Source organism: Pseudoxanthomonas sp. 134C1 (assembly GCF_057773065.1).
This window is the reverse complement of record NZ_JBYMTH010000001.1, coordinates 73017-93948: the sequence shown is the minus strand read 5'-3', so window position 1 is coordinate 93948 and position 20932 is coordinate 73017. Positions and strand designations below refer to the sequence as shown.

19 protein-coding genes are annotated in these 20932 nt (G+C 69.0%); 13 read left to right on the top strand and 6 right to left on the bottom strand.

The window, feature by feature from the left end; all coding sequences use genetic code 11:
• Positions 1-110: 110 nt before the first annotated feature.
• Positions 111-368 (top strand): YcgL domain-containing protein, encoded by a 258-nt coding sequence (locus AC3DEZ_RS00380; RefSeq protein WP_488386429.1) that lies wholly within the window; start codon positions 111-113, stop codon positions 366-368.
• Positions 361-3675: an ankyrin repeat domain-containing protein gene (locus AC3DEZ_RS00375; RefSeq protein ID WP_488386428.1), complete on the top strand. Its 3315-nt coding sequence runs from the start codon at positions 361-363 to the stop codon at positions 3673-3675. The genes AC3DEZ_RS00380 and AC3DEZ_RS00375 overlap by 8 nt, the downstream gene beginning before the upstream one ends.
• A gap of 36 nt (positions 3676-3711) precedes the next feature.
• Here the strand turns inward: AC3DEZ_RS00375 and AC3DEZ_RS00370 are convergent, their stop codons facing one another.
• Positions 3712-5535: a monovalent cation:proton antiporter-2 (CPA2) family protein gene (locus AC3DEZ_RS00370; protein ID WP_488386427.1), complete on the bottom strand. Its 1824-nt coding sequence runs from the start codon at positions 5533-5535 to the stop codon at positions 3712-3714.
• Between the two features lie 121 nt (positions 5536-5656).
• On the opposite strand from AC3DEZ_RS00370, the gene AC3DEZ_RS00365 reads away from it, so the two are divergent.
• From AC3DEZ_RS00365 to AC3DEZ_RS00355, 3 genes are all read left to right on the top strand, one after another.
• The gene (locus AC3DEZ_RS00365; protein WP_488386426.1) at positions 5657-6451 is read left to right on the top strand and encodes an energy transducer TonB; all 795 of its coding nucleotides are present in this window, start codon (positions 5657-5659) and stop codon (positions 6449-6451) included.
• 40 nt (positions 6452-6491) lie between these two features.
• On the top strand, positions 6492-7289 hold the full coding sequence (locus AC3DEZ_RS00360; RefSeq protein ID WP_488386425.1) for an energy transducer TonB: 798 nt from the start codon (positions 6492-6494) through the stop codon (positions 7287-7289).
• A 219-nt stretch (positions 7290-7508) separates the two neighbouring features.
• Positions 7509-8390 carry an energy transducer TonB gene (locus AC3DEZ_RS00355; RefSeq protein ID WP_488386424.1) on the top strand — a complete coding sequence of 294 codons (882 nt, stop codon included), beginning with the start codon at positions 7509-7511 and terminating at the stop codon, positions 8388-8390.
• 115 nt (positions 8391-8505) lie between these two features.
• On the opposite strand, the gene AC3DEZ_RS00350 is transcribed toward AC3DEZ_RS00355, so the two are convergent.
• From AC3DEZ_RS00350 to trxA, 4 genes are all read right to left on the bottom strand, one after another.
• Positions 8506-9504 (bottom strand): cyclase family protein, encoded by a 999-nt coding sequence (locus tag AC3DEZ_RS00350; protein WP_488386423.1) that lies wholly within the window; start codon positions 9502-9504, stop codon positions 8506-8508.
• A 117-nt stretch (positions 9505-9621) separates the two neighbouring features.
• Entirely contained in the window at positions 9622-10530 is a 909-nt protein-coding gene (locus AC3DEZ_RS00345; protein ID WP_488386422.1) for a LysR family transcriptional regulator, read from the bottom strand.
• Between the two features lie 70 nt (positions 10531-10600).
• Positions 10601-12271 (bottom strand): transcription termination factor Rho, encoded by a 1671-nt coding sequence (gene rho / locus AC3DEZ_RS00340; RefSeq protein WP_447103845.1) that lies wholly within the window; start codon positions 12269-12271, stop codon positions 10601-10603.
• Positions 12272-12464: 193 nt separating this feature from the next.
• Complete coding sequence (gene trxA, locus AC3DEZ_RS00335; RefSeq protein ID WP_295375247.1) at positions 12465-12806, bottom strand: thioredoxin TrxA; 342 nt, start codon at positions 12804-12806, stop codon at positions 12465-12467.
• 222 nt (positions 12807-13028) lie between these two features.
• On the opposite strand from trxA, the gene rhlB reads away from it, so the two are divergent.
• The 5 genes from rhlB to ung all read left to right on the top strand — a co-directional run bounded on the left by rhlB (position 13029) and on the right by ung (position 18119).
• On the top strand, positions 13029-14711 hold the full coding sequence (gene rhlB / locus AC3DEZ_RS00330) for an ATP-dependent RNA helicase RhlB (RefSeq protein WP_488386421.1): 1683 nt from the start codon (positions 13029-13031) through the stop codon (positions 14709-14711).
• A 90-nt stretch (positions 14712-14801) separates the two neighbouring features.
• On the top strand, positions 14802-15488 hold the full coding sequence (ftsE, locus tag AC3DEZ_RS00325) for a cell division ATP-binding protein FtsE (protein WP_488386420.1): 687 nt from the start codon (positions 14802-14804) through the stop codon (positions 15486-15488).
• Entirely contained in the window at positions 15485-16426 is a 942-nt protein-coding gene (ftsX, locus tag AC3DEZ_RS00320) for a permease-like cell division protein FtsX (protein WP_488386419.1), read from the top strand. Before ftsE ends, ftsX begins: the two co-directional genes overlap by 4 nt.
• A 9-nt stretch (positions 16427-16435) precedes the next feature.
• The gene (locus AC3DEZ_RS00315) at positions 16436-17263 is read left to right on the top strand and encodes a response regulator (RefSeq protein ID WP_447103841.1); all 828 of its coding nucleotides are present in this window, start codon (positions 16436-16438) and stop codon (positions 17261-17263) included.
• Positions 17264-17396: 133 nt separating this feature from the next.
• Positions 17397-18119, top strand: a complete 723-nt coding sequence (gene ung / locus AC3DEZ_RS00310; RefSeq protein ID WP_488386418.1) for a uracil-DNA glycosylase — start codon at positions 17397-17399, stop codon at positions 18117-18119.
• Between the two features lie 86 nt (positions 18120-18205).
• On the opposite strand, the gene AC3DEZ_RS00305 is transcribed toward ung, so the two are convergent.
• The gene (locus AC3DEZ_RS00305; protein ID WP_447103839.1) at positions 18206-18760 is read right to left on the bottom strand and encodes a DUF2059 domain-containing protein; all 555 of its coding nucleotides are present in this window, start codon (positions 18758-18760) and stop codon (positions 18206-18208) included.
• Between the two features lie 163 nt (positions 18761-18923).
• Between AC3DEZ_RS00305 and AC3DEZ_RS00300 the strand changes: the two genes are divergently transcribed.
• From AC3DEZ_RS00300 to AC3DEZ_RS00290, 3 genes are read left to right on the top strand one after another with little or no spacing between them, the layout of a single operon-like run.
• Entirely contained in the window at positions 18924-19799 is an 876-nt protein-coding gene (locus AC3DEZ_RS00300; protein WP_488386417.1) for a DUF5694 domain-containing protein, read from the top strand.
• Between the two features lie 57 nt (positions 19800-19856).
• Entirely contained in the window at positions 19857-20291 is a 435-nt protein-coding gene (gene arfB / locus AC3DEZ_RS00295; RefSeq protein ID WP_447103837.1) for an alternative ribosome rescue aminoacyl-tRNA hydrolase ArfB, read from the top strand.
• A 46-nt stretch (positions 20292-20337) separates the two neighbouring features.
• The gene (locus AC3DEZ_RS00290) at positions 20338-20898 is read left to right on the top strand and encodes a lysophospholipid acyltransferase family protein (RefSeq protein ID WP_488387023.1); all 561 of its coding nucleotides are present in this window, start codon (positions 20338-20340) and stop codon (positions 20896-20898) included.
• Positions 20899-20932: the final 34 nt, after the last annotated feature.

Here is a 20932-nt window from a genome sequence, read left to right as displayed (position 1 = left end):
GCCAGCCGATGGTCATGCGAACGCCTGAACGTGCAGGGTTTCGCCGCATACCGGTTTCCTCCACAATCTCCGCCATTCCCTACTTTTCCCGGCAGGACGCGTACGCGCGGATGCAAGCCTTCGTTTACAAAAGCCTGCGCAAGGCGGACACCTACGTGTACCTGACCACGCGCGATGACTTCACCCGCCTGCCGGAACCGCTGCGCACCCAATTGGGCGATCTGAGCTTCGTCCTGGAATTGGCCCTCACCCCCGACCGCAGGCTGGCCCGGGAGGACGCCGAAGCGGTGCGCGGCAATCTGGCCACGCGTGGTTTCCACATCCAGTTCCCGCCACCGCCGGACAGCAGCGAACGCGCCGATGCCTGAGTCCGTGCCCGGGTCCGCATCCCGACTGCGCCGCCTGGCCGCGATCGCCGGCCTGCTGGGCGTGGCGCTGGCCGCGCTGGGCTGGGTTGGCGGTCCGCTCGCCGCCGTGGGCGCCTGGCTGGCGCAGCCCGCCCTGGCCCTGGCCTGGTCCTGGCGGCGTGGCAGCAGGCCGTTGCCGGTCGCGCGTGATTGGCGCGAGTCGCTGCCGGCGCTGCTGATCGGCTGGGGAGCCGCCTTCGCCACCGTGGCGGTGCTGATCGCCTGGCCTTTGTCGGCCCTGCGGGACAGCGGCAGCCTGGCGGCGGCGCTGGGTCTGAGCGCGATGGTGGGCGTGCTGCTGATTGGTCTGTGGCGGACCTGGCCGCTGTGGCAGGGCATCGAGCGCGAACCCGGCAGTCTGGGTTGGCATTGGCGCGCCCTGGCCGAGCGGGATTTCCACGCCTGGCGTGGTCTGGGCGTGGCCGCCCTGGTCGCGCTGGCGGTGGCCGGCGGAGTGGCGCTGGCCTGGCCTGATCTGCTGTCGGTGGCCGCCCGTGGAATCGTCGCGCCGCTGTACGTGGTGATCCTGCCGGTGCTGCACTGGGGCATGCAGTCCATCACCGCCGCGCGCGGATTGCCGGTGGTGGACATGGCCGCCGGCGCGCTTCCCGCATCGGCGACGCAGGAAGCGGTCGCTCCGCCGATGGTGGATGAGGTCGATCTGGAAACGGCGCTGTTCGACGCCGCGCGCGCCGGCCGGGTCGATCGCGCACTGGAATTGCTGGACGCGGGCGCCGACCCGCATGCGTTGCCGTTGGCGTCCTCCCGCGATCAGCGCAGCCTGGCGGTGCTGGCGGCGGTCCTGCCGGACCTGCGCCTGCTGCGCACCCTGATCGGCCACGGCGTGGATCTCAACCACGCCCATGCCGGCATGACGCCGCTGCTGGCGGCCACCCGCGACAGTTGGCATGGGCGCCCCGACGCGGTCACCACGCTGCTGGCCAATGGCGCCGACCCGCGGGTCGCCGACAGCGACGGCAACACCCCGCTGCATCATGCCGCGCGCAGTTCCGATCCCGGTGTGGTCGCGCTGCTGCGCGACGCCGCCGCGGAGATCGACGCCATCAACCAGGACGGCCTGACGCCTTTGGGCGTGGCCTGCGTGGCCGGCAACTGGCGACTGGCCAGGTTCCTGCTCGAACGCGGCGCGCGACCGGAGCCGGCGAACGCGCAACCGGTGCTGCTGGCGGCGGCGGCCACCGAGGAGGACGATCCGGCCGGCGTGCAATTGCTGCTCAAACACCGCGCCAAGGTGGATACCCGCGATGGCCTGCGCCGAAGCGCGCTGCACGAGGCCGCGTTGGCCGGGCACATCGACATCGTCAACACGCTGCTGGCCGCAGGCGCCGACGTGCATGCGCACGATGCCCAGGGGCGCACGCCGTGGCTGGAGGCCGCGCGTGGCGGCCGCATCGCCGTGCTGGAGCGGCTGGCCGAGGCCGGCGTGGACGCGACCGTGAGCGACGCCGAGCAGCGCAACGCCGTGCGCGTGGCGAGCGTCTCGGAGAACGCTTCGCCCGCCCTGATCCGGCGCCTGCTGGATTGGGGCGTGGTGGCGGATCAGCCCGATGCGCAAGGACGCCGGGCGGTGGATCTGGCCGCCGAGGCCGGCCGCTGGGCGATCGTGTCGGCGCTCGACGCGGCCTACCCGCTGCCGTCCGCGGTCAGCGTCGGCGACGACGATCAGCCGCCACCGGATCGCGCGCCCATCGCGCTGCTGCGCGAAGGCCTGCACGCGGATCGTCCGCGGGACGAGCTGTCCTCGCTGGTCCGGCTGGCCTCGCGCCAGGAACTGGGCACGCTGCTGCACGATCCCGAGATTGCGTTGTCGCCGTCGCGGCTGGACTGGTTGCTGGCGCAGGGCGCGGATGCCGATGCGCTGGATCCGGCCGGCGACACGCCGCTGTTCGCACTGCTCTCGCGCGGCGGCGACGCCATGGCCTCGATCCAGGTGATGCTGCGCCGCGCGGCGTCGCCGGCGGGTGCGGGCGGCGTGGCGCGATTCCTTGACGCCTGCGCGCGCGGCGAACAGGTCGGGCGCGGTCTGGAACAGTTCGCCTGCGATCTGCTGGAGCGCGGCGCGGATCCGTTCGCGTCCTCGCCGCTGGGCGATCCCCCGCTGGCGCTGGCGGTTCGCCTCGGCTGGTCGCGTTTGCTGGATCGGCTGCTCGACATCGGCGTGGATCGCGAAGCGCGTGACAGCCACGGCATGACCGCATTGCATCTGGCGGCGGCCCTGGGTCGGGAGCTGGCACTGCGTCAACTGGTGTCCAAGGGCGCCCGTCCGGACTCGCGCGCCGCCGATGGCCAGACGCCGCTGGGCGTGGCTCTGGCCAGCGGCCGTCGCGATCTGGCGGACTGGCTGGACTGGCGCGGCTGGGCATTGCCGCGGCGTGCGCTGCGGCCAGCGGATCTGCCGGCCGCGGCGATGGTCGGCGACGCGGACGCGGTCCGTCGCCTGCTGGATCTCGGTTTCGCGGTGGATTCGCCGGATACCCAGGGCTGCACCGCGCTGTTGCGCGCGGCCGGTGGCGGCCATCGCGCGGCGGTGGAACTGTTGCTGGCCCGCGGCGCGGATCCGCAGCGCCCCGCCAACACCGGCGCCACGCCGCTGTCGGCGGCGGTGAGCATGCGCCAGGCCGACATCGTGGCGCTGCTGCTGCAGGCCGGCGCGGCGCTGGAACACCGCCTGCCGGGTGGCGTCACCGTACTGATGCTGGCGGCCGCGCTGGGATTGCCGGACATCGTCGCGCGCCTGCTGACCGCGGGTGCGAACGTGCATGCCGGCGACGCGCAGGGCCTGACGCCGCTGCACTGCGCCGCGCTGTACGGCTTCACCTCGCGCGACAAGCCACGGCTGGTCGCGCTGTTCGACACCCTGCTGTTGTCCGGCGCCGAACCTGATCAGGTCGCCGCCGGTTCGGTGACGCCGCTGCTGCTGCTGCTGGGCGCGCGCGCGGAGCCGGGCACGGCCTGCGACGAGGAAGTCGTGCTGGCCGGCGTCGAACGCCTGCTGGATGAAGAGGTTTCCCTGGAAACCCAGGAACCGCGCGGATTCGGGCCGTTGCACCTGGCCGCGTTGCATGGCCTGTTGCGGGTGGTCCAGCGGTTGCTGCGCGCGGGCGCGGATCCGGATCTGCGCGATGCGCTCAACCGCACGCCGCGCGAGATCGCGGTGATGCGCGGTTTCGTGGACGTGGCCGGCGAATTCGTGCCGGTGGCGCCCGGCGCGTCGATGGCGCGTTTCCTGCGCGAACCCGGCGGCTGAGTCCCGTTCCCGAACCGGTTTCCCGGCGCGCGACTCTCAGGTCGCGCGCGGCGCGGCATCCGTGGACGGAGCGGTAGCGTCGGCACCCTCGTCGCTGGCATCGGCCTCGAACAGCTTCTCCAGATCGCCGACGGCGTCGCGCGCGGTCTGCACGACCGCCGCGTCATCGTCGTAGACCAGGTACTGCGCGCGCAGCAGCTTTTCGTCATGCTCGCGGAAACGCCGCGCCTGCTGGGCCGCGGCCTCCGGCGAACGCCCCAGCGCCACCAGCGTCTGCTCGGCCATTTCCAGGCTGGTTCCCAGCGTCTCCCGGAACGGTTCGGTACTCAGATCCATCAGCCGCCAGGCATGCTGGCGGTTGCGCGCGCGCGCCAGCACCTTGGCGTTCGGGTACATCCGGCGGATCAGCCGCACCGCCTTGATGTTGGTGTCCGGATCGTCCATCGCGATCACGAACACCCTGACGTGCTGCGCGCCGGCCGAGCGCAGCAGATCCGGGCGGGTGGGATCGCCGTAGTAGATGCGCGCGCCGCCGAACCGGCGCAGCGTGTCCACCGTTTCCGGACTGTGTTCCAGCGCGACGAACGGAATCCGCTGCGAGGTCAGCACGCGCGCCACGATCTGGCCGAACCGGCCCATGCCGGCAATCAGCACCTGCGGCGTCTGATCCGGAATGTCGTCGAAGGCGCGCCGGTCCTGCATGGGCCGGGCGATGCCCGACACCCAGCGCGAGAGGCCCATCATCAGCAACGGGGTCAGCGCCATCGACACGCCCACGATGGCGACCAGACGATCGCGCACGTCGGCGTCCAGCAGCTTCACGCGCGCGGCTTCGTTGAACACCACGAACGCGAACTCGCCGCCCAGCCACAGCGCGCCACCCAGCATCAGCGCGCCGCGCACGCCCAGCCGGCCCGGCCACAGGCCGAGCAGAAAGAGGATGCCGAACTTCACCAGCAGCAGCACCAGCACGCCGGCGCTGATGATCTGCGGTTCGGCGATCACCCGATCCAGATCGATGTCCATGCCCACGGCGATGAAGAACAGGCCGAGCAGCAGTCCCTTGAAGGGTTCGATCTGCGATTCCAGCTCGTGCCGGAATTCCGAATCGGACAGCAGCACGCCGGCCAGGAACGCGCCCAGGCCCGCGCTCAATCCGGCCAGCTGCATGAACCAGGCCGTGCCCAGCACCACCAGCAGGGCGCTGGCGGTGAACACTTCCGGCATCCGCGTGCGCGCCACCACCCGGAACATGTGCCGCAGGACCAGGCGCCCGCCGAAGATGACGATCGCCATCGCACCGATGGCCTGGAACACCATGGTCCAGGTCAGGGTTTCGTTCTTGGCGCCGCCCAGCAGCGGGATCGCGGCCAGCAGCGGGATCGCCACCAGATCCTGGAACAGCAGGATGGCGAAGCCCAGGCGCCCGTGCTCGCTGGTCAGTTCCTTGCGCTCGGACAGCAGTTGCAGGCTGACCGCGGTCGATGACAGCGCCAGGCCCAGGCCGATGACCAGCGACGTCTTCCAGTGGTGTTCGGCCAACAGGGCGATGCCGCCCAGCGCCAGCGCGGTGAGCAGTACCTGCAATCCGCCCGCGCCGAACACCGGCTTGCGCATCACCCGCAGGCGCGACGGCGACAGTTCCAGGCCGATGACGAACAGCATCATCACCACGCCGATTTCAGCGGCGTCCAGGATCCGGTCCGCATCCCGGACCAGCGCCAGGCCATCCGGTCCCAGCACCACACCCGCGACCAGGTACGCCAGTACCGCGCCGATGCCCAGCCGCTTGAACACCGGCACCGCGATGACCGCGGCCAGCAGAAACACCAATGTCAGTTCCAGGCCGCTACCGTGCATGCAATCACCTCGGGTCGGCGGTCATTATGCAGGCAGGCCCGGACCGCCGGGGCGTGCGCGCCAATTGAAGTGGACCATCCGTCGCGCTAGGCTCGGCGGCGGTTCATCCAGGGAGAGGGAGATGAAGGGGATTTGCGGAATCGCGTTGTGGCTGCTGGCTGCAGTGGCCCATGCGCAGACCGCGGAACTGCGGATGCCGGTCAATGGGGAAATCGGCATCGATCCGGCGGGCGCCGTATTCGACTATCGCATCGACTCCGAGCTGACGCCCCAGGTCAAGGCGCTGGTCGAGCGCTCGGTCCGGCAATGGAAGTTCGAGCCGGTGCTGCGCGGCGGTGTCGCCACCCATGCCAAGGCACGCATGCACCTGACCCTGATCGCGCACCCGGTATCCACCGGCTACCAGTTGCAGGTGGAGCACGTGCGGTTTTCCGGCTACCGGGCTTCGATCAAGATGATGCCGCCGCGTTATCCGGCGGAAGCCGCCAGGGGCGGGGTCAGCGGCAGTGTCCTGGTGGCGGTCCGGGTGAATGCGGAAGGACGCGTCGTGGACGCGTCCGCGGTGCAGACATCCTGGCCCTACAGCAAAGTCAACGAGGCGGGACGGCGTTACTGGGGAAAGGTGCTGGAAAAAGCATCGCTGGAAGCCGCGCGCCGATGGACCTTCGAACCGGTGGATCCGGCGCTGCATGAAGCCGGCGATGCCACCCTCGTGGTGCCGGTCAATTTCTGGGTGGGGGAGGCCACGCCACCCGACGCGGGCTGGCGCCGTGAATCGGCGGGCCCATCGATGCCCATTCCCTGGCTGGCCCCGGAACAACAGGACTTCGATGCCTCCGGACTGAAGCAGGGCGAAGTCCTGGCGCTGGATTATTCGGTGAAGTTGAAGACGTCCGTGGTGGGAACAGCGCTTTAGGTCCGAACCCGGATTCATGGGTGTCGAGTCGGAGAAAGGAATGATGAAGAAGCTCTGGGGGTTGGTCCTGTGGCTGCTGGCGTCGAGCGTGCTGGCCCAGGAGGCGGGACTGCGATTGCCGGTGAACGGAGAGATCGGCATCGATCCCGCCGGCGCCGTGTTCGACTACCGGATCGACACGGAACTGACACCTGCGGTCAAGGCGCTGGTCGAACGTTCGGTAAGCCAATGGACGTTCGAGCCGGTGCTGCGCGATGGCAAGGCCACGCATGCGAAGGCACGCCTGCATCTGACGCTGATCGCACGCAGGATGGCCGAAGGTTTCCAGCTGCAGGTCGAGAATGTCCGTTTCTCGGGTTATCGCGACGCCGTGTCGATGGAACCGCCGCGCTATCCGAAGCAGGCGGCGATCAATGGCGTGGGGGGCGATGTCCTGGTGGCGGTTCGCGTCGATGCCATGGGCCGGGTGACCGACGCGGTGGCCGTGCAGACCTCCTGGCCTTACAAGAAAGTCGACGCCAGGGCAGCGGAGAAATGGGGTGCGCTACTGGAAGGAGCCTCGGTGGAAGCCGCGCGGCGCTGGCGGTTCGAGCCGGTCGACGCCGCCCTGCGCGCGGAAGGCGATACCACGCTCGTCGTGCCGATCAGCTATCGGATGAACGTGGACCGCCCTCCCCGGGAAGGCTGGCACTACGAGTCCGCGGGTCCCGCCAGGCCGATTCCCTGGCTCGCGCCATCCCGGCAGGCATTCGATGCGACCGGCCTGATGGATGGCGAAGTGCTGGCGCTGGACTATTCGGTAAAACTCAAGACGCCCGTGGTGGGAACCGCGCTCTGAGTGCGCTCGCCAAGGCCTGCGTGGAGATCGAGGGGCGAGGGAAAAATGAAGAAGCGATGTGCGCTTCCGCGCCTGAACGCGTGGCGCCGATGAAGCAGGGTGACGATCAGCGCCCGATGGCGTTGGACTCGCCTTTCAGACGGCTGGAAGGAGGAAGCTGATCCACATGGGGAATGAGCAGGCGCTCCGGCGCCGGGCGAACAGGAGAGGAGAAGCATCATGATCATGGAAATGCGCGGAATGGGGAGATGGCTGGCGTTCGCGCTGTTGCTCGGCATCGCCTGCACGGCGGCGGCGGACATCAAGGAAGTCCGGGCGCAGGTCGAAGCCAGCATGCTGGTGACCGGCGCAATCATCATCGAGCCGGACGGCACGGTGGCCAAACTGGACCTCGATCAGCGCGAGAAACTGCCACCGGCCGTAGCCGACCTGATCGACAAGGCCGCCGCGAGCTGGAAGTTCGAACCGATCCTGGTCGATGGCATCGCGCGCCGCGGCAAGGCACGGATGAGCCTGCGGGTGGTGGCCAACAAGCTGCCGAATGGCGACTTCCAGGTGGCGCTCCGCGGCAGCCATTTCGGCGACGAGGCGATCAGTCCGGAAGAGCGCCAGAAACGCAATGACTCCGTGCGGAGCGTCAAGCTCTTGCCGCCCGCCTATCCGGGAGGCGCGGCGCGCCTGGGCGCACAGGGCACCGTATACCTGGTGGTCAAGGTGGCGCGCGATGGTACGGTCGCGGATGTGATCGCCGAACAGGTAAATCTGGGCTTTGTCGGCAACGAGCGGTTGATGCAGCAGGCCCGCGACGCGTTCTCCGAATCGGCCCTGGTCGTGGCGAGGAAGTGGACCTTCCAGCCGCCGACGGAGGGAGCGGAGGCGGACGCGGCATTCTGGCTGGTGCGCGTGCCCGTGGACTACAAGATGCCCGAGAAGAAGGCGCCGGGCTACGGCCGGTGGGAGGTCTATGTTCCGGGCCCCCGCCAGAGTGTGCCGTGGATGCAATCGGAGCATGGCGAGGGCGACGCTCCGGATGCGATGGTGGCCGGCGGCGTCTACGAGATCGGCAAGGGCCGGCGCCTGCTCACGCCGCTGTCGGGTTGAGGCTCTCCGGCGTTGGGCGCGGGGAACGCCCCGTCCGCCGGGGCGTTCCTGCCATGACCGGGTGAAATCAATCGCCGCGTCTGATCCGGTCAATTGATCGCCATCGCCCGCGGGGTTATCGCAGCGGCAGCGCGATCGGCCGCAGTGGCGCCGCGTCGCCGCCGCGGATCTTCAATGGTCCGCCGATGAAGGCGAATTCGTAGACCTTGTCGCGCGACAGCTCGTCCAGGGCGATCAGTTCGATGATCGGCACGCCCTGCTCGGCGAGCAGGTAGGTATGCAGCGGAACGTAGGCCTCGGGTTCCTGCGAGGGAAAGGTCTCGAAGCTCAGATTGTCGGCGCCGACCACCATCGCGCCGCCGTCCTCGACCAGATAGCGCGCGGCGTCCAGGCTCATGCCCGGCGGATTGGCCATGTAGGCATCCGGCTGGTCGAACAGGCGCATCCGGCCGGTGCGGATCAGCACGACGTCGCCGCGCTGCAGTTTCACCTTCTGTTTCGCCAGCGCCGCCTGCAGGTCCGCGCGGGTGATGCGGTACTGATCCGGCAGCATCTCCACGCCCTTGGCCGCGGCGACATCGATCAGTACGCCACGGGCGATCAGGTTCGGAAATTTCTCGATGCCGGCCTTGCGCCAGCCGCGATCGCCCAGATGCTGGTCGGCGCTGAAGCCGTTCCAGATCCGCCCGTGCAATCCGAAATGGTTGAGTGCGTCGATGTGGGTGCCGGTGTGGCTGTACATCGAGAACGCGGTACCGGTGTAGCTGGTGCTGGCATTGAGCGAATCGCCCACGCCCATCGGATCGTCGACGGCGGTGCCGCGTGGCGTATGGGTCATCCAGAACTGGTAGTGCGGGTCGCCCGCGCCCTGCCAGCTGGGCATGCCGATGTAGTAGTCGGTGGCCAGGTCGTAGGCGCGACGGCCGTCGACGCGCGACAGGATCGCGGCCCGGGATTCGGGCGTGATCAGGTTGAGGCGGCCGATTTCATCGCCGGGCCCCCAGGGGCTGGTGCCGACTTCGCCGGCATGGCTGGTCGCGGCGGCGGACAGGGACGCGGTGAACAGCGCGGCCAGCGCCAGGCGGCGCAGGAGGGGGGGAAGGGAAGCACTCATGTTTGCGGGAATCCTCGTGGGGAAGGCGCCTGGGACAGGCGGCCCGGGGATTCACAGCTTGAGCGTGGAACCGGCGGCGAAAAATGCCGCGCGGGCGCGGACAGTATTCGCTGGCGGTTACGAATCGCTCGCCAGCAACGGCGGAAGCGCCTGGGCGAGGAAATCGACGAAGGCCTGCACCTTGGGCGGCAGGTGCCGCGTGGTGGGATAGATCGCGTACACCTGCCGGGCGGGATAGCCGCACGCCGGCAAGACCCGTTGCAGGCGGCCGTCGGCGATGGCCGGCGCGGCCAGGAACGAAGGCAGTGCGCCAATGCCGAGACCCGCGCACAGCAGATCGCGCAGCATCAGGCTGTTGTTGACGACGGTGCGCGCCGGCGGCAGCGCGACCCGCGTCGTTCCTTCGGGGCCCTGAAGTTGCCAGCTGTCCGGCGTGTCGGCCAGCGCGTAGGCGAGCACATCGTGCCGGAGCAGATCGGACGGCGTGCCCGGCATGCCACGCCGCCGCAGATAGTCCGGCGAAGCGCACAGCATCTGCTGGACGGTGCCGAGCCGGCGCGCGACCAGCGAGGAATCCTCCAGCGCGCTGCGTACGCGCAGGGACACGTCGAAGCCGGTACCGATCACGTCCAGCACGCGATCATCCAGCGCCAGATCCAGTTTCAGCCGCGGATGACGGGCGAGGAATCCGCCCAGCAGCGGCGACAGCACGGCCAGGCCGAACGAGGTCGGCGCGTTGACGCGCAGGCGGCCTTCGACCTGTCCGGCCTGCGTGCGCAGCGCCTGCTCGACCCGTTCCATCTCGTCCAGCAGGCGGCAGCATTCGCTGAAGTAGGCCTGGCCGGCGTCGGTCAGGCTCATGCGCCGGGTAGTCCGCTGCAGCAGCACCGCGCCCAGATGTTCTTCCAGTTGCCGGATCTGTTTGCTCAGGCCGGCCGCCGACACGCCCAGATCCTCGGCGGCACGGGCGAAGCCGCCCAGTTCGACGACCCGCCGGAAGGCGCGCATCGCGTTGAGTTGATCCATGGCGGTATCGGGAGAGGCGGCCGGAAATGGAAACGCCGGCCTGGGCCGGCGTTTCCGTCTTGCTGCGGGTTCAGCGCTTCATCGAAGCGAAGAACTCGTCGTTGGACTTGGTGTTCTTCATCTTGTCCAGCAGGAACTCCATCGCGGCGATTTCGTCCATCGGATGGAGCAGCTTGCGCAGGATCCAGATCTTCTGCAGCAGTTCCGGTTCGATCAGCAGATCCTCGCGGCGGGTGCCGGAGCGGTTGATGTCGATGGCCGGGTAGACGCGCTTTTCGGTGATGCGGCGGTTCAGATGCACTTCGCTGTTGCCGGTGCCCTTGAACTCTTCATAGATCACCTCGTCCATCTTGCTGCCGGTCTCGACCAGCGCGGTGGCGATGATGGTCAGCGAACCGCCTTCCTCGACATTGCGCGCCGCGCCGAAGAAGCGCTTCGGACGATGCAGGGCGTTGGCGTCCACACCACCGGTCAGCACCTTGCCGGAGCTGGGCACGACATTGTTGTAGGCGCGGGCCAGGCGGGTGATCGAGTCCAGCATGATCACCACGTCCTTCTTGTGCTCGACCAGGCGCTTGGCGCGTTCGATCACCATCTCGGCGACCTGCACGTGGCGCGCGGCGGGTTCGTCGAAGGTCGAGGACACCACTTCGCCGCGCACGGTGCGCTGCATTTCGGTGACTTCTTCCGGACGCTCGTCCACCAGCAGCACGATCAGGTGCACGTCCGGGTGGTTGGTGGTGATGGCGGTGGCGATCTGCTGCATCATGATCGTCTTGCCGGCCTTGGGCGGCGACACGATCAGCGCGCGCTGGCCTTTGCCCTGCGGCGCCATCAGGTCGAGGATGCGACCGGCGATGTCTTCCGACGAACCGTTGCCGCGCTCCAGGGTGAAGCGGCGACGCGGGAACAGCGGGGTCAGATTCTCGAACAGGACCTTGTTCTTCGACGCTTCCAGCGGCTCGCCGTTGATGGTGTCGATGGTCGACAGCGCGAAATAGCGCTCGCCGTCCTTCGGGAAGCGGATGCGGCCCGACAGGTGATCGCCGGTGCGCAGGTTGAAGCGGCGGATCTGGCTGGGGCTGATGTAGACGTCGTCCGGGCCGGCCAGGTAGCTGGCTTCGGCGGCGCGCAGGAAGCCGAAGCCGTCCGGCAGGATTTCCAGCACGCCGTCGGCGGCCACGCCTTCGCCGTGGCGGGTCAGCACCTTCAGCAGGGCGAAGATGACGTCCTGCTTGCGTGCGCGTGCGACGCCTTCCTGGATGTTCAGCTGCTCGGCGATTTCCAGCAGCTTGGGCGCCGGCATGCGCTTGAGGTCGCCCAGCGAGTACTGCGGGAAGCCTTCCGGAACGCTCGGCATCTGGCGCGGGACATAGTTCTCGTTGCCGCCACCGTTGCCGTCGCCGGGCATGCCGTCGTTGTAACGGTCGCGGTTGCGGTCGCGATCCCGGCGGTTGCGGAAGCGGTCGCGGCGGTTGTTGTTGTTGAAGCGGTTGCCATCGCCCTGGCCCTGCTGCGACTGGCCACCGGCGTCACCGGCGCCTTCCGGCGGCTGGGGGGCGGGCGCGGCGGCGCGCGGCGCTTCGACGGCAGGAGCCGGAGCGGGCGGCGGGGGCGCGGCGGGGGCCGGCGCTTCGGCCGGAGGTGCCGCGGTGGCGGCTTCGGGGACGGATTTGGCGACGCGCGGCTTACGCACGCGCTTCTCGGCGGGGGCGCCGGTTTCGTTGCTACTGTCGGACAAAGTGCGATTCCTCGCTAAGGTGGCGAGCGCCGGCTTGAACGCGCGGCGGCAGGTCGGGGAGTGTGTTGACTCAGAAGGGTGCGGCGCAGAAAAGGCGCCGGATGTGCGGACACTAGCACCGCGTCGCGGCGACGGCAAGCGCCGCGACGCGACGGGTTCGTGCGGGTTCAGCCGGGCATCCGGCCGGACCGGCTCAGGCGGTCTGGGCGCCGAGCGTCTTGTCGATCATCTGGGTCAGCTGGCCTTTGCCGACCGCGCCGACCTGGGTCGCCTGGACCTGGCCGTCCTTGAACAGCAGCAGCAGCGGGATGTTGCGGACGTGGTACTTGATGGCGGTGGCGCGGTTCTCGTCCACGTTGAGCTTGACCACCTTCAGGCGGCCATCGTAGGTCTGGGCCAGTTCATCCAGGACCGGGGCGATCATCTTGCACGGGCCGCACCATTCGGCCCAGAAATCAACCAGGACGGGCTCGTCGGACTGCAGCACGGCGGCCTCGAAATCGGCGTCGCCGACATGGGTTACTTTTTCGCTCACTGGGTTCTCCTGCGGAGCCGCGGCGGGCCGCGGACGGATGGGGCCGGGGACGGCCACCTCTATTGGGGTAAACTGGGGCGTTCCGCGGCCAGATCAAGCAGTCCTGGCGGCCGCGCGATCCGGCTTTGGGGGCGCAGTTTGCGACGCCGCCGACGGCGATGCAAGCACGAGCACTCCCTTATCAGTCGCGCCAACGGAACACTGCGGCGCAAAGAAGAAAGCATGAGCGACAAACCTTTAACCGACATTACTTTTTCCTCGTTCGACCTGCATCCGGCCCTGCTGGCCGGGCTGGAGAGCGCGGGCTTTTCCCGCTGCACCCCCATTCAGGCGCTGACGCTGCCGGTCGCGCTGGCCGGAGGCGACGTCGCCGGGCAGGCCCAGACCGGCACCGGCAAGACCCTGGCGTTCCTGGTGGCGGTGATGAACCGCCTGCTGTCGCGGCCGGCGCTGGCCGAGCGCAAGCCGGAAGACCCGCGCGCGCTGATCCTGGCGCCGACCCGCGAGCTGGCCATCCAGATCCACAAGGACGCGGTGAAGTTCGGCGCCGATCTGGGACTGCGTTTCGCCCTGGTCTATGGCGGCGTGGACTACGACAAGCAGCGCGAGCTGCTGCAGCAGGGCGTGGACGTGATCATCGCCACGCCCGGCCGACTGATCGACTACGTCAAGCAGCACAAGGTCGTCTCCCTGCACGCCTGCGAGGTCTGCGTGCTGGACGAGGCCGACCGCATGTTCGATCTGGGCTTCATCAAGGACATCCGGTTCCTGCTGCGGCGCATGCCGATCCGCACCGAGCGCCAGACCCTGCTGTTCAGCGCCACCCTCAGCCACCGCGTGCTGGAACTGGCCTACGAGCACATGAACGAGCCGGAGAAGCTGGTGGTGGAGGCCGAGACGGTCACCGCCGCGCGGGTCCGCCAGCGCATGTACTTCCCGGCCGACGACGAGAAGATCCCGCTGCTGCTCGGCCTGCTGTCGCGCAGCGAAGGCGCCCGCACGATGGTGTTCGTCAACACCAAGGCGTTCGTCGAGCGTGTCGCGCGCGCGCTGGAGCGCGCCGGCTACCGGGTCGGTGTCCTGTCGGGCGATGTGCCGCAGAAGAAGCGCGAGACGCTGCTCAACCGCTTCCAGAAGGGCCAGCTGGAAATCCTGGTCGCCACCGACGTGGCCGCGCGCGGCCTGCACATCGATGGCGTCTCGCACGTCTACAACTACGACCTGCCGTTCGACGCGGAGGACTACGTCCACCGCATCGGCCGCACCGCCCGCCTGGGCGCCGAAGGTGACGCGATCAGCTTCGCCTGCGAGCGATACGCGATGTCGCTGCCCGACATCGAGGCCTACATCGAGCAGAAGATTCCGGTCGAGGCGGTCACCGCCGAGGTGCTGACCGCGTTGCCGCGCCCCGAGCGCGCGCCGGTGGAAGGCGGCGAAGGCGGGGAAGACGAGAGCATCGGCCAGATTTTCCGCGAGGCACGCGAACAGCGCAGCGCCGAGGAACAGCGCCGCGGTGGCGGGCGTTCCTCCTCCGGCCAGGGCAACCGCCGTCGCAGTGGCGGTGGCGGTGAGCGTGGCCGCAGCGGCGAACGCCGCGAAGGCGCGCCGCGCGGGGATGGCAAGCCGCGCACGCCGCGTCCGCCCCGCGCGGATCATCCGGCGCCCGACGCGGTCGCCAACCCGGTCACCCACCCGGCCGCCGCACAGACGGCGCTGCCCGAAGGCGAGCGTGCGCCGCGCAAGCGTCGCCGCCGTCGCCACGGCCGCCCGGTGGAAGGCGCCGAGACCGCGGCCGTCGCGAAGCCCGCCTCGGCCACGTCCGCGACGGCAGCGGTCGAGAAGCACGAGAAGCCCTCGTTCTTCAGCCGTCTGGGCCGCAAGCTGAAGTCGCTGGTCGGCGGCTGATGCCGCCGGCATGGCCGGTACCGGTCACGCACCGGTGCCGGCGACGCGCGGGGATCGCTTCCGCGTTCGGCGCTCCGGCATAATCGCGGCATGAGCGTGCTTCGATTCGAAAACGTCAGCAAGCAATACCCCGGTGGCCACACGGCGCTGTCGGAGGTCAGTTTCGAAGTGGCCGAAGGCGAGATGCTGTTCGTCACCGGCCACTCCGGCGCCGGCAAGAGCACGCTGCTCAAGCTGATCCACCTGAGCGAGCGGCCCAGCCGCGGCGCGGTGGTGTTCGCCGGCCGCAATCTGCTCAAGGTACGCGGCGGCCGCATCCCGCTGCATCGCCGCGAGGTCGGCGCGGTCCATCAGGATCACCGCCTGCTGACCGATCGCACGATCATGGAGAACGTCTCGCTGCCGCTGATCCTGCGCGGCGAACGGCGCACCGATATCCATAAGCGGGCGCGCGAAGTGCTGGTGCGGCTGGGATTGGGGCACCGCGAAAAGGCGCTGCCGACCCAGCTGTCGGCCGGCGAACAACAACGCGTGGGCATCGCCCGCGCGATCATCGCCGAACCCAAACTGCTGGTGGCCGACGAACCGACCGGCAACCTCGATCCGACCCTGGCCGCGGAAATCATGGAACTGTTCGCCTCGATGCCCGAGCGCGGCACCAGCGTGCTGGTGGTGAGCCACGATCTGGCCCTGCTCAAGCGCATGCGCAAGCGCGTGCTGGTGCTGGACCATGGCCAGCTGGTCGACGACATCTCGCCCGCGGATCTGGCCGAATGAACGACAGCAACCGCCTCTCGCGTCCGCGTTCCGGTTTCGGCATCTGGCTGGACCAGCACCTCTACAGCTTCGTTTCCAGCCTCGGCCGGCTGGTACGCCGGCCCTGGGCGACGGTGCTGACCATCGGAGTGATGGCGGTGGCGTTCGTGCTGCCGCTGGGACTGTGGCTGGCGCTGGCGAATGTCGAGCAGTTCGCTGGCGACGTCAGTGATTCGCGCGAGATCGACGTCTTCTTCAAGCTCGACGTGCCGGTGCCGCGCGCGCAGGTGCTGGCGGTCCAGCTGGGCGGCCGCGCCGACGTGGCCAAGGTCGAACTGCGCACGCCCGAACAGGGACTGGCCGAATTCCGCGAGCGCAGCGGCCTGGGCGCCAGCCTGGACGCACTCGAAGGCAATCCGTTGCCGACCCTGCTGCAGATTACGCCGCGTGGCGACGAAACCGGGTTGGTGGCGATGCTTGAGCGCCTGCCCGAGGCCGATCTGGTTCAGCACGACGCGCAATGGCGCGATCGCCTGCGCGGCTGGCTCGGTTTCGGCGAACGCCTGGTCTGGGTGCTGGCGGCGTTGTTCGGGCTCGGCGCGTTGCTGGTCGTGGGCAATACCGTGCGCCTGGACATCCAGTCGCGGCGCGAGGAAATCGGCGTGCTGCAGCTGCTGGGGGCCACGGACGGATTCATCCGCCGGCCCTTCATCTACCTGGGCGCCTGGTACGGTCTGGTGGCGGGTGCCATCGCGCTGGGGCTGCTGACCGCCGCCGCGGTCGCGCTGCAGGCGCCGCTGGCGACCCTGGCGCAGAGCTACGGCAGCCGCTTCGCCCTGACCGGGCTGGACCCGCTGCGGGCCGGCGCGGTGCTGGTCGGCGCGGGCGTGGTCGGCTGGCTGGGGGCATGGCTGGTGACCGGCCACTTCTTGCGGCAGACTCGCCCGACCACCACCTGACCCGCCCGCATGTCCGACGCGCTCCGGCATCTCATCAGCGACGCCCCCCGGGTGATGGTGGTCGACGGTTCCAAGCTGGTGCGCAAGCTCATCGCCGACGTGCTCGAACGGGATCTGCCCGGCGTGAACGTGATCGGCTGTGCCAGCATCGCCGAAGCGCGCAAGGCGCTGGCCGAGGGTGAAATCCACCTGGTCACCACCGCGCTCGCGCTGCGCGACGGCGACGGCATGGAGATCGCGCGCAGCGTGCGCGAAGCGTCCGGGCAGGCCTACGTGCCGGTGATCGTGGTGTCCGGTGATGCCCAGCAGCACCTGGAAGAACGACGCTTCAACGAGTACGTCACCGACTATTTCGACAAGTCGCTCGGACACGAGGCGCTGGCCACCTTCATCCGCGGCTACGTGCAGCCCGAACCGATCGCCGGCGCGACCGTGCTGTACGTGGAAGACAGCCGCGTGGTCGCCGAGACCACCAAGCGCATGCTGGAGCGGCAATCGCTCAACGTGGTGCACGTGCTGCGCGCCGAGGATGCCTTCGCCCTGCTCACCGCCGAATCGCTCGGCCTGTCCACCCACCGTTTCGATCTGGTGCTGACCGACGTGACCCTGAAGGGCGAACTGAGCGGTCGCGACGTGGTGCAGCGGATCCGCATCGACTTCGCCTACGGCAAGCGCCGCCTGCCGATCCTGGTGATGACCGGCGACAGCAACCGCGACAACCAGGCCGTGCTGCTGCAGGCCGGCGCCAACGATCTGGTGCTCAAGCCGATCGAGGAACGCCTGCTGGTGACCAAGGTGCTGTTCCAGCTGCGGCTGGCGCGGATGGAAGGGCGCTGAGTTGCCGGGAATGGAGAATCGGGAATAGGGAATCGCAAGAGCGAAGAAAGCGGATGGGCCTGATGGCGGCTAAGCTTGTCCCGATTCCCGATTCCCGATTCCCGATTCCCGATTCCCGATTCCCGATTCCCCCATGTCCGACAACGAACGCATCAAGCTCGAGCCTTCCTGGAAACAGCATGTCGGTGACTGGCTGCTGAGGCCGGAGATGCAGGCGCTGTCCGAGTTCCTGCGCCAGCGCAAGGCGGCCGGTGCGCGCATCTATCCGCCGGGGCCGCAGATCTTCGCCGCCTTCGAGGCCACGCCGTTCGACGCCGCGAAGGTGGTGATCCTGGGCCAGGATCCGTACCACGGGCCGGGGCAGGCGCATGGACTGTGTTTCTCGGTGCGGCCGGGCGTGCCGGTGCCGCCGTCGCTGATCAACATCTACAAGGAAATCCAGAGCGATCTGGGTATCGCGCCGCCGGATCACGGCTGCCTGCTGCCGTGGGCGCGACAGGGCGTGCTGCTGCTCAACGCGGTGCTGACGGTGGAGGAATCACGCGCGGGCGCACACCAGGGCAAGGGCTGGGAAGGCTTCACCGACCACGTCATCGAAACCCTGGCGCGCGAGCGCGAGGGTCTGGTGTTCCTGCTCTGGGGCAGCTACGCGCAGGCCAAGGGCAAGGTCATCGACGCGCGCCGGCACCGGGTGCTGCGCGCGCCGCATCCCTCGCCGTTGTCGGCGCACCGGGGCTTCCTGGGCTGCGGGCATTTTTCGGCGGCCAATCGCTACCTGCAGGAGCGCGGGCAGGTCCCGATCGACTGGCGCCTGCCACCGCGCGTGCAGCTGCCCGCGGATCCGCTTCTGGCGTAGAGCGGAGCGCGCTTCGCGGGCGGAATCGTCGGAGGTGCGCTTTCTTGTGTGGGATGGTCGCGCGGCGGAGCAGGCCGCGCTCTACGTCAGCGCTTCTTCTTGCGGCGCGGCTGCGATGGCGTGACCGGCGGCGCGGGCACCGCGGCCGGGGTGACGTTCTGGATCTCGGCTTGCAGCTCTTCCATCATCGGTACCATCTTCTGCTGGATGGCACCCATCAGGTTCTGCATCAGCGCGGGCGTCTTGTCGAGCAGGCTGCGTCCGGCCGGACTTTCATAGAACTTGGTGATCGCGCGCACGTCCTCGCGGGTGAAGGTCTTCTTGTAGACGTCCACGTACAGCGGCCGCATCTCCTGCCAGGAGAGCGCCTTGCGCATGATCTCGTTGGTCTTGGCCATGATCCGGTCGGCTTCGGCGCGCTGTTCGGGGCTCATTTCCTTGCCGGCCATCAGCTGATCGAACTGCTGGCGCTGCATGGTCTCCATCTGCGGAATGATCGCGTTGAGCATGCTTTCCGCACGCGAGGCCTGCAGCAGCTTCTCGATGTCCGCGTCCGTGGGTTCCGCCGCCAGTGCCACGCCCGCGAAGAACATCCATCCGGCAAGGAAAACCAGACGCAGCGTGATCAGGCGTTTCGTCATGAGTGCGGCTTTGCGGCAAAGGCGGGCCTGCATGGTGCCGACGTGGAAGTAAACATCGCGTTAAAGGAGGGCGCCCGACGATCGTCATGGGGACCATGCGCACACGAGGCGCGAAGCCGGATCCGGCAGCCTGTCTCGTGTCCGCCATGAACGGAGCTTCGTGATGCCGCGTTGCCGTTTCCCGTTGTTCCTGTTGCTGTCGATGGTTGCCGCGTGCAGCGGCGCGGCCATCGCGTCCGGGCCGGTGGCGCCCGCCGCCGCATCCCTGTTGCGCGACCGTCTGCCACACGAGCGTCCCTGGCTGATGGTGATCGGCACGCCGCACCTGGCCAATCACGGCCGCGACGTGGTGAACCTGCAGGTGGACGACGTGATGACCCCGGCGCGGCAGGCGGAGATCGAAACCCTCGTCGCGGCGCTCGCGAGGTTCGCGCCGACCCGGGTCGTGGTGGAACATCCGGTCGCCGAGCAGGCCGGGCTCGACGCGCGCTATGCGGACTACCGCGCCGGCCGGTATGCGCTGGGGCGCAGTGAAGTGGATCAGATCGGCCTGCGCCTGGCCGCGCAGCTGGATCTCCCGCGCGTCGACGCCGGGGACTGGAACGGCATGCCGCCCGGCGACATCGCGTCCATGGATTGGGACGCCTACGCTCGCCGGACCGGCAAGGACGCCGTGGTGGCGGCCATCCGCGACCCGCGCGGCGCGGAGGGCACGATGCCCGCGGGAGTCGCGCTGGCGGACACCCTCGCGCGCATGAACACGCCGCGGGCGCTGGCTGACCGCCATCGCCGCTATTACGACTACGCGATGCTGGGCGACGACGCCGAAGCGCCCGGGTCGAACTGGCTGGCGAACTGGCATGGCCGCAACCTGCGCATCTTCGCCCGGCTGGTGCGCCTGGCCCCGGGACCGCGGGAGCGGGTGCTGGTGATCTACGGCGCGGGCCACGCCCCGCTGCTGCGCCAGTTCGCCGAGCAATCGGGGGCGTTCCTGGTGGTGGACCCGGTGCCCTATCTGCGAGCGGCGGCGGGTCCCTGAACCCCGCGACCGCCCGCTGTCATGCGGGCGGTATGCGACCTCCACTACAATCCGCGCATGGGGAGCGGACGACTCGACATCACGCCCACGCTGGCGATTCCGGACGACGAACTCGTCGAACGGTTCGTGCGCGCCAGCGGCGCGGGCGGGCAGAACGTCAACAAGGTGGCCACCGCGGTCGAACTGCGGTTCGACGTGGCGCATTCGCCGTCGCTGCCCGAGCCCCTGCGCGAACGCCTGCTGGCCCGCCGTGACCGGCGCCTGACCGACGACGGCGTGCTGGTCATCGACGCCCAGCGTTTCCGCACCCAGGACCGCAACCGGCAGGACGCCCGCGAGCGCCTGGCCACGTTCATCGCGGCGGCGATGCACGTGCCCCGGCCCCGCATCGCCACCAAGCCCTCGCGCGCGGCCAAGGCCCGGCGCCTGGACGCCAAGCGCGAGCGCAGCGAGGTCAAGCGTGGTCGTTCGCAGAAGAGCCACTGGGAGTAAACGATTGAGCGACGCCGACGACGTCATCCCCGTCATTCCGCCCAACATGCCGCAGGTGCCGCCGAACCGGTTCACCCGCTGGATGGGGCGCACCTTCCTGCGCACCTTCGGCTGGAAGGTGGTGGGCACGCTGCCGGACATCCCCAGGCTGGTCCTGATCGTGGCGCCGCATTCGTCCAACTGGGACGGCATCTGGGGCATGGCGGCGAAGATCGCGATGGGCTTCAACGTGCGCGTGCTCGGCAAGGCGCAGCTGTTCTGGTGGCCGCTGTCGCCGCTGCTGCGCAAGCTCGGGGTGGTGCCGGTGGACCGCAGTTCGCCGCAGGGCACGGTGGAGCAGGCGGTGCGGATGATCCGCGATTCGGACCGGATGTGGTTCGCGCTCACCCCCGAAGGCACCCGCAAGCGGGTGGAGAAGTGGAAGGGTGGCTTTCTCAAAATCGCCCAGCAGGCGCAGGTGCCGATCCTGATGGCCTATTTCCATTACCCCGAAAAGATCATCGGCATCGGCGACGTGTACTACCCCACCGGCGACGCCGAGGTCGACATGGCCGCGATCCGCGCCTGGTACCGACCGTGGCAGGGCAAGAATCGCGGAACCGCGTGATGGCCCGCGGATGACGCGTCCGTCGGAATGAACC